The 9,598-nt window shown below is 27.3% G+C and carries 8 protein-coding genes; all 8 read right to left on the bottom strand.

All coding sequences use genetic code 11. From position 1 onward, the window contains the following. The coding region (locus tag OC701_RS01860) for an ATP-binding cassette domain-containing protein (protein WP_304514406.1) at positions 1–141 on the bottom strand (141 nt) is incomplete at its 3' end. Between the two features lie 520 nt (positions 142–661). Then, the gene (locus OC701_RS01855) at positions 662–1,087 is read right to left on the bottom strand and encodes a hypothetical protein (protein WP_304514404.1); all 426 of its coding nucleotides are present in this window, start codon (positions 1,085–1,087) and stop codon (positions 662–664) included. 1,908 nt (positions 1,088–2,995) lie between these two features. Further along, positions 2,996–3,184 carry a 50S ribosomal protein L28 gene (gene rpmB, locus OC701_RS01850; protein ID WP_304514403.1) on the bottom strand — a complete coding sequence of 63 codons (189 nt, stop codon included), beginning with the start codon at positions 3,182–3,184 and terminating at the stop codon, positions 2,996–2,998. 887 nt (positions 3,185–4,071) lie between these two features. After that, on the bottom strand, positions 4,072–6,102 hold the full coding sequence (locus OC701_RS01845) for a heavy metal translocating P-type ATPase (protein ID WP_304514402.1): 2,031 nt from the start codon (positions 6,100–6,102) through the stop codon (positions 4,072–4,074). 174 nt (positions 6,103–6,276) lie between these two features. Beyond that, a complete protein-coding gene (locus OC701_RS01840) occupies positions 6,277–6,663 on the bottom strand; it encodes a septation protein SpoVG family protein (RefSeq protein ID WP_304514401.1) in 387 nt (128 codons plus the stop codon). Between the two features lie 193 nt (positions 6,664–6,856). After that, positions 6,857–7,246 (bottom strand): rRNA adenine N-6-methyltransferase family protein, encoded by a 390-nt coding sequence (locus OC701_RS01835; protein WP_304514405.1) that lies wholly within the window; start codon positions 7,244–7,246, stop codon positions 6,857–6,859. Between the two features lie 1,016 nt (positions 7,247–8,262). Continuing rightward, the gene (locus OC701_RS01830; RefSeq protein WP_304514400.1) at positions 8,263–8,718 is read right to left on the bottom strand and encodes a ribosomal RNA small subunit methyltransferase A; all 456 of its coding nucleotides are present in this window, start codon (positions 8,716–8,718) and stop codon (positions 8,263–8,265) included. After that, the gene (locus OC701_RS01825; RefSeq protein WP_304514399.1) at positions 8,715–9,473 is read right to left on the bottom strand and encodes a hypothetical protein; all 759 of its coding nucleotides are present in this window, start codon (positions 9,471–9,473) and stop codon (positions 8,715–8,717) included. The genes OC701_RS01830 and OC701_RS01825 overlap by 4 nt, the downstream gene beginning before the upstream one ends. Positions 9,474–9,598: the final 125 nt, after the last annotated feature.

Here is a 9,598-nt window from a genome sequence, read left to right as displayed (position 1 = left end):
TTGTATTCTTAAATTAGTTAAGGAAGTATTAGGATCTAGAAGATTATAATTATTAAAAAATATTTTTCCTGAATCTGGTCTATTTAATAAATTTAAACATCTTAATAAAGTTGATTTTCCTGAACCATTCTGATTTACCATCTACCTTGATTCCTTGAGTTAAAATTTATCAAAAAATTTTCAAAATTATCCAAATTTTAAAATTATTCAAAATTAAACAACATTTTTATTATTATTGGTGTAAAAAACCAAACCACTTACTATAAAACACTACCGAAAGCAACAATTAATTATCTTTAATCATGATGAACACAATAACTAGTTGTAACAAAATAAAGGTTCAGTGAGGTGTTTACGAGACAGGTTATGGGATTATATTTGCTTTACTTCTTAAGTCATTTCGGGCCTACCCTTAGAACTACTCAGTGATAAAATCCTCTTGAATAACTACTTCGTCACAACTCGCTTTTAAGAATTGTTATAATACCTGATGATTCCCTTTCGGGAACCGTTATTTACCCTTGCAGTATTTATCATTTCACTAGTGATTGGTAAAATAACACAAATATTTAGGCATCTTTGGCGATCTTAACCTGAAATATTTTATAGGTTATCGACTTATAATTATAGAAACCTCTCATTTTATAAACGATATTTCGCTTTAATTATTAAATATCTTATTTGTTTCCAGATAATGTTTATAAAAGTTATATTCTCTAAGTATTAAATTCCATTTTTGTATAGTTTCAAAATCAGCATCATTTACAATATCATTTATTATTTCCCAATTTATATTATCTATATTTTTAGTCATTATATGATCGACATTTTTTAACATTTTATCTATTTTTTGTGGTGATAAATTATTTATATTTTTTTCATTTAATATCATATATATTTCTCGAGGTGATAAATTAATACTTTCCAAGTTTTTATTTAATTGTCCTTTTTCATAAGATAATTTTATTTCTTGTCTTAAAGGTGCTAATTTCGCATTTACTTCATCTCGAAAAAAATCTACCGTTTTAAAACCTAACATAGCTGCACTTATTTTAACTATTAACACAATATTTTTGAAAAAATTCATAATTTTACATATACTCCTTATTTTTTTATTATATTATAAAGATAGATTCTTTGTAATAGATAATCATATTAAATATTATATTCCGATTATCTATTACAAACAATCCTTATTCTAAAGCGAACGAGTAAAATTTCTCACCATCCACATTATCTTAATTTATCTTTTTAATTCAACTAATTTTGTATCATCGCTAATTAGTTGTTAATTTTTTATAATTTTATTGAAAAACTATTTAATACCATAATTATCGATATCCTCTAGAATACTCAATCATAGTAGTTTACAAGACAGGACATGATGAATTTCCAGGGGGGATTGTTTTTCTAATGAGCCGACTTCACATTTTTGTGCTATTTAGCCTATCAGTTAATCTCTGGTTCATCCTTGGACAAGATTGGGATTAATAACTATTTCGGTTATTTCTCCTTTGTAGTTCCTCATTTTTTTAATTCTTTCCCAAGAGAAACTGTCCTAATATTCAACTCTTATCTTTTTGGATTATAAGTTATATTTTATTCCCCATCCGGATGGATAGTTGAGTTTTATTCGGATTTCTAGTTTTCATTAATTCGCTAGTATCTTTAAACAACTGTATTCAGCGATGTAATTTAAATACATTAGTTGACTAAGATCCCCTGCCATAAAAATATTGATATCTGCTTGTAGCCATCCTTAAATGGTTTTGAGTACTTTCTCCTTGCGAATGTACTTGTGAAGCCTTTTATGGAGGATGTCATGATTAATGGGTATTAAAAACTTCAATGCCAATTTTAAACAGGTAGTCAATAACCTTGAATCTTTGTTTTATTCGTTTTATCACGTCCAACCCAGATTTCTTGGATCTAAATCCAAAACTTCATTCCGAGAAGAGGTTTTCAAAGCAGGGAGTTAATAATTGTTCCAGAACTTTTTGTATATAGTTCTATCTTAAATGATCAGGATTCTGAGTGGTCTAGATTTACCCTTTCCCTTCAGAATGTGAACTCTTTTAACCGATTTCGGGTTATATTGGTTGTGAACATGTTTTTGGTGATATTTCTTTAATTTGTTTAAAAGCCATATCATTAATTGTTTTCCTGTCTATTTCTGGTGTTCCTGTCCCATTATTGGTAAGCAACCGGATTAAACGCGAGATAAGTATTAATTAAGTAGTTCATTGCCCATTTGAGTTCTTGTTTTAATATATATTGTTTTAAAGATTGGTCAGGAATTTTATTCATTATCCGAAGAAGTTGCGATACTAATACTTCATAGATCTCTTGCCATGAATAAACAATAAATTACTTTCTGCTTTCGCCCTATAAGAGTGGTTAACTCTCTTCTTGGTAAGACGATTAGCTAGCTTATTCCAAAACTAGGTTTACTCTTACGACTACTAAGCAGATTCTTTATCCTTAACTATCAGGGCTTTGATTTCCTGATTGATAAATTTAATTACTTAGTCTTAGGATTCTCCAAGTTACGCTAAATTTCTACCTTAATTCTTTAGGGGAAGTGACCATTCTAATAAATGGTAAGATTCCAGGTTGGTTAGGTGATAAACTACCCAATACTTACGGTTTGTATTGATAGACTCTGGACTGTTCGTTTAAGCAACTTCCGGAACAGGTTTCGCGATTACATCTATTTTCCTTCTTAGGCCATTGCAGGCTTCTCCATGTGAATTATTTGGTGGCGGCGTCTTCTTGACTAATTTGCTTTGGTCGCAACCCGCTTTTATGGTCTGCTCTAATCTAACATTCTTTCGTTTGTTAGACCGACCATATCCTTTCAGGATTTATCTGCCCTGGCTATTGGTTAAATAGCACGAAATTTAGGCTTCTTTGGCGCCCATTCTAATTATATTATGTTCTTTAAAATAAATTAAATATTTTTTAATTCAGTAAACATATATAATATCCAAAAAAATTATATTCTTTGAAAATTCATTTTTTTCAAGGCACGAACAGAAATAAAAACTTTTTTAACTTTGCCTTGATCATCGATAATACGGATTTTTTGCAAATTAGCTTTCCATTTTCTTTTAGTAGCGTTCATAGCATGACTACGTTTATTACCACATAAAACAGCTTTACCCGTTAAATAACATTTAGCCATTTAATATTTTTTACTCCTTTTTTTATAATATAGATTAGAAAGAAAAAAATTCTGAGATCGAAACGCAAATATAATTTATCCATATAGGATAATTTTAATTATATATAAATACCCCACATTAAAACCGGACGAGCAAGTTTCTCAGCATCCGGATTTCCATAATTTATCTTCTCATGAAGACTAAAGTTATGTCGCAGCTAGTTAATTGTTCATTCTAATCGTATAATTTTCTATGATGAAGACTATCGTTATTAAAATAACAATAAATTTTGTATTGCCTTAAATAGTTCAAATCGTGTAAGATTTTTTATTATAGAGATAATTTTAATTTTAATTATCCGATTTACTAAGAAGTCACTCATCCTCGGGCCTATAATGACTTTAATCTCATTATTAGTCAATTTATTTAATAATAACTAGAGCCTTTAGGATTCAAGTTACGCTAAATATCAACCTTGGTTCCTTAGGGGAAGTGTTTTCTTTTTTGGGAAGCTGATTCCAGGTTGGTTAAGTGATAAACTACTCAGTATCTTAGTTATATACTAATAGACTCTGGACCGTTCGATTAAGCAATTTACAAGACAGATTTAATATTACATCGATTTCCTTTTTAGACCATTTTAGGCTTCTCCATGAAATGATTCGGTGGCGGTATCTTCTTGACTAATTTGCTTTTGTCACAACCCGCTTTTATGGTCTGATATAATCTAACATTCTTTCGTTTTCCTGACCGACCATATCCTTTCAGGATTTATCATCTGCCCTAGCTTATTGGTTAGATAGCACAAAATTTAGACCTCTTCGGCGACCACCAATATTTTAAATATTAATGAAAAAACATAAAAATAAACGAATTTTATTTAAATTAATTTATTTAATTTAAAAAATTAATTTTTTAACATTCTCAAACCATTTAACAAAACTAAAATAGTACTAATTTCATGTAAAAAAACCGCAAATGGTAAAAACAAACTAGTAAAAAAATTACTAATAGTTAAAATAATAATAACACTAATCGCAAAAATCATATTTTGACAAACTATATTATTCAATCTAACAGCTACTTTATGAGCCTGAATAATTTTAATTAAATTATTTTTCATTAAAACAATATCTGCGATATCTGCAATTGCATCAACGCCTTCTTGTAAAGCAATCCCTACATCAGCATTAGCTAAAGCAAGAGCATCATTAACACCATCTCCCACCATAGCTACACCTCCATAACGTTTTTTTAATTCTTTTATTTGTAATAACTTATCTTCTGGCAAACATTCTGCAAAAACATAATCTATATTTAAATAACTTGCCACATTTTGAGCTGTTTTATAATTGTCTCCAGTTAAAACTGCTGTTTTAATATTATTATTTTGAAAATATTTTATTATATTCGAGCATTCTGGACGCAAAACATCAAAAATTGCTACAACCATTAAAACAGTATTATCACAACTAAAATAAAGTACAGTATAACCATCATTTAAAAATAAATTTATTTTATCTTCTAATATCGGAGAGATAGAAATTTTATTATCTGATGAATAGCTATTTAAATCGCTATATTTAGCCACTCTATAATGTTTACCTTGATAAAAAGACTCAACGCCTATTCCAATCAAATTATTTACTTCTATATCCTGATAGTTATTATTTAATTGATCTTCGGTAACGAAAAAACTTTTTAAATATTTTGTAATCGATCTAGCTAAAGGATGATTTGATTTTTTTTCCATATGATAAAAAATAGCTAAAAATTTACTTTTAATCTCTTCATCCGAAAAACTATCAAATAAAAATTCTTTCACTATGGGTTGACCAATTGTTAAAGTTCCAGTTTTATCAAAAACAATAATTTTAATATTAGCTAAAAAACTCAAAGCATTGCCATTTTTTAATAAAATTCTTTGTTTAGCTAAATAAGAAATAGCAGACAAAGTAGCCGGAATATCAGCAACAACTAAAGCACAAGGAGAAGCGACAGTTAAAAAAACTATAATTTTTTCAAAAATTTGATTAAACAAATAATATTCAAAACCTTTAATAAAATTAATCATTTGGAAAAAAACTAAAATTAAAAAAGATATTAACAATACGCTCGTTACATAAACTGGTTCTAAACGTTTAATTAAAGTTGCATTTTTAGAAACATTATTTTTCAACTCATGAGATAATTTAATAATTCGAGCAAATAAATTTTGATCGGTATTAGCAGTAATTTTAATAATTAAAGTATTATTAAGATTGATATTACTACCATAAACTTTATCTCCTTGTTTTTTATCAACAGGTATACTTTCTCCAGTAATATTAGATTCATCAACACAAGAATTACCGGAAATTACTATACCATCAGAAGGAATTTGATCACCACTTAAAACAATAACTTCATCTCCAATATTTAATTTCTCTACTTCTATTAAAGTAAAATTACCATTAACATCTATTAAACGAGCTTGTGTGGGAGCCATTTTTAAAAGATTTCTAATTTCTTTATGACTTCTAGTTTCTATATATTCCTCTAAAAAATTCGAAGTTGCAAAAATAATAATTAATAAAATAGCTTCATTAAAATTATGTAAAAAAACAGCTCCTAAAGCTCCTAATAACATTAAAATGTGTATATTTGGTGTAAATTTACGATTTTTCTTAGTATCATAATAAGTATCTAATAAACCTTCAACAATAACATGATAACCTGTACAACCCAAAATTAATAAAGTAATAATTTGTTTAAATAGCAAAAAATTATGATCATTTAAATTAAACACTTTAAATACTACTACCGGAACAAAGCAGAATAAATATAAAAACAAACCCCAAACAAAAAGAAAAAAATATTTAGAATTATTTTTGTAACCTGAATCAAAACGCTTTTGGACATTTTTATCAGAATTATGAATACTAGAACGTTGTTTCAAAATATAAATACCATTAACCCCTTATAAAATGAGAAGAAAAATATATAAACTTAAAAAATAATTTATATATTTTTCCAATGTTTAAATAAAAAATCATTAAAATAAATATTTTTTAGAAAATTTTTTAATAGAAAAATAAATTATCGACTAGAAAAAATCAAAAATTAATCCAAATTAATCGCAATTATAACTTTCTTCACCATTAGAATCATTATTGTTAGCGTTTTGTTCATTATTATCATCATTTGAATTTTCTGATTTTACATTGACTTGTTCTGAATCGATTAAATCAACATTATTCGCAGAAGTTTTTGCATAAAATTCTTCTAAAACTCTTTCATTTAACATATTTCGAGTATGAGTATTAGTGGGATGAGCTATATCTTTAAAAATTCCCGTACTCAACCTTGAACTAGGCATAGCAATAAAATAACCTTTATTGCCGCGAATAATTCTAACACCATGAATTACAAAACAATCATCTATAAAAACACTCGAAACAGCTTTTAATCGTGGATGCTCTTTATCATTAAGTTTTATTCTAACACCAGTAATTTTCATTACATACCATCCTATTATTTTTTAAAAATTTTTCAAAATTAACTTTTTTTTAATAAACTTAAATTACTGTAAAAAATTGTACCCCTTTTTTAATTTACACAATCTTTTATGGGATTATTTTATCACAATTTATGCACAATATTACAATTAAATAAACTAATACATTACCGAAAAATAATAATTTTCTTGATTATTACCGCTTAAAATAACTCCAAAATAATTTAGCTATTTTCTGAAATTCTAAAACATTTATCTCTTCTGCTCTAATATTTAAAGGTATTTGATACTTAATAAAAAAACTGATAATTTCAGATTTGGGAATATTTAAATAATCTTGTAAATTATTAATTAATTTTTTTCTTTTTTGTTTAAAGGCGATTTTTACAAATTTAAAAAAAACATCATATAAAAAATTTTTTTCTAATAATGAAAATTCTTTTTTAGTAAATTTCAAAACCATTCCATCTACTTTAGGCTGAGGATAAAAATAAGTTTTCTTAACTATCTTAATAATATCAATAATAGCCAACGATTGACAGATAACACTTAAAGAATTATAATTTTTGACAAATGGATGAGAAATTATTCTCCATGCTAATTATATGGATAGATTATTTGCGTTTCGATCTCAGAATTTGTCTTTCTGATAGCTATTACAAATAGCCCCCATCTAAACCGGACGAGCAAGTTTCCCAGCATCCGGCTTGCCATAATTTACCTTTTTTCGAGGACTAACTTCGTGTCGCCACTCATTAGTTGTTTATTCTTATCATTCTATGTTTTTTAAATAAATTATTCTAATATTGTGTAGATTTATATGGATAGTCTTAATGATGTTTTCATTAACCTCCTTCTGTTCTGCGATCGTTTTATTAACCGCAATATGAATTAAATGATTGGTGCGTATTAATTATCCATTCCGCATTTGAAGTGCTTGTTTGATACTTGGGTTATTTAATGAATGTTTTCGAATGATACTTTATGTTCTTAAAACTTAGTTTCTTGATTGGAAACAGTTGTCGGCATATTCACCAACTTCTTTTCCTTGGTTCCGTTGAATAAACAATAAATTACTGACTTCCTTCGCCTTATAAAGGTCGTTAACCTTCTTCTCGGGAGGGCAATTATCCTTGCTATTCCAAACAAGGTTTTAGTTCCTCCGACTACTCAAAAGTCGCTTTATCCTTGGGCATGGTAACTTTTATTTTATCATTAGTTTAATTAAAATAACTTGCCTTTAGGATTCTCCAAGTTACTCTAAATATCTACCTTGGTTCCTTAGGTGAAGTGACCGTTGATTTTCTAAACGGTGAGATTCCTGGTTTTTCTTTGAATTGATAAACTATCCGATACAAAAAGAATATATCGATAGACTCAAGACTGCTCGTTTATAGTAGTTTACGAAACAGGTTTGTTAATTAACATCTTCTTTTATCTTCTTAGGCCTTCTTTGGGCTTATCCTTAGAACCATTTGGTGGCGAAATCCTCTTGACTAACTACTTCGTCTCAATTCACTTTTAAGAACTGCTGTAATTCCTGATTGTTTCCTTTAAGGAACCGTTCTTATCCTTTCAGCGTTTATCCGCGCTGGTGATTGGTTAAATCACGCGATATTTAGGCCTCTTTGGCGCCCCTTTTTGTAACATTATAGTAAAACTTTTGATACGCGATATACTAAAAATTCTAAACAAAACCGCTGAAACAATATGATAAGGTAAATTCCCTACTAAAACTACCTCTTCTTGTTCGATATCAAAATATTGTTTAAAATCTTTTTCTAAATCACGTTTTAAAAAATTATCATAAATAATATGAATATTATGATATTCAGGAAATAATAAAAAATTTTTTAAAGTAAAATCAATTTCATAAGCTAAAATTTTTTTAGCTCTTAAAACTAATAATTTTGTTAAAGCGCCTTTGCCAGGACCAATTTCTACTACATTTTTATTAAATACATCAGCAGATTCTACAATTAAATTTAATATTTTAAAATTATTCAAAAAATTTTGACCATATTGTTTTTTAAAAATATGTTTTTCATTTTTAATCATTGAAAATCACGATAATAAAAAAAATTACGAATATCTTTATAAGAGTTTTGAAACATTATGTTATTAATAATAACAGATTTAAGACTTAAAGGTTTTATAATATTATCCGAAATATCATCAAAACCTATCAAAATTTGTTCACCAATATTATCAAAATTTTCGCGATAAGTATCTCTTAAGATATAATCGTCATAATAATAAGTATAATAAACATAATTATCTTTATATTGATGTTTAATTTTTCGAATAAATTCATAATTTTTAGAAATATTTGGAATACATTTCCAAAACAAAATACGACGATGTAAAAAATCTTGACAAAGATTAGATAAAATTAAATCTTGACTATTTTGAAAGGAAATAATTAAACTATTAATATAAAAATCATCAATCTGAGAATATAATTCTAAAGATTCTTTGTTAGAAAAAAACTTTTTTAATAAATTAATATCCGATTCAAATTGATAATTATTTTTAATTAAAAATCTAATTCTCATAAAAATTTGTTCTAAAATGATAGCAAATAATACAATTTTGGAATGACAATAAACTTGTCTATACATGTAATAACGACTCATTAAATAATTTTCAATACTAGAAAGACCACTATTGCGAAAAATAATTACCAATTCTTCTGTGGGAAAATCAGAAGTTTGTGGAACTTGATAAGCATTAGTAATTTCCATAATACGGATTAAACGATCCGAATCAATATAACCATAACTAACGCCAGCAAAAAAAGAATCTCTTTTCAAAATACGGATAGATTAATTGCGTTTTATGCAGCGATTTATCTTTGCTGTTTTATTTACAATCAGCCCCCGTCCAAACCGGACAAGCAAGTTTCCAAGCATCCGGCTTTCCATAATTCACTCTCTTT

Source organism: Candidatus Phytoplasma bonamiae, from assembly GCF_030586845.1.
Lineage (GTDB): Bacteria > Bacillota_I > Bacilli_A > Acholeplasmatales > Acholeplasmataceae > Phytoplasma > Phytoplasma bonamiae.
This window is presented reverse-complemented; position numbering and strand designations above follow the sequence as displayed.

What these genes read in the sequence shown, in the direction of transcription:
- OC701_RS01855 (WP_304514404.1), bottom strand. Translation starts at nt 1,087, where the DNA reads ATGAATTTTTTCAAAAATATTGTGTTAATAGTTAAAATAAGTGCAGCT.
- rpmB (WP_304514403.1), bottom strand. Translation starts at nt 3,184, where the DNA reads ATGGCTAAATGTTATTTAACGGGTAAAGCTGTTTTATGTGGTAATAAA.
- OC701_RS01840 (WP_304514401.1), bottom strand. Translation starts at nt 6,663, where the DNA reads ATGAAAATTACTGGTGTTAGAATAAAACTTAATGATAAAGAGCATCCA.
- OC701_RS01830 (WP_304514400.1), bottom strand. Translation starts at nt 8,718, where the DNA reads ATGATTAAAAATGAAAAACATATTTTTAAAAAACAATATGGTCAAAAT.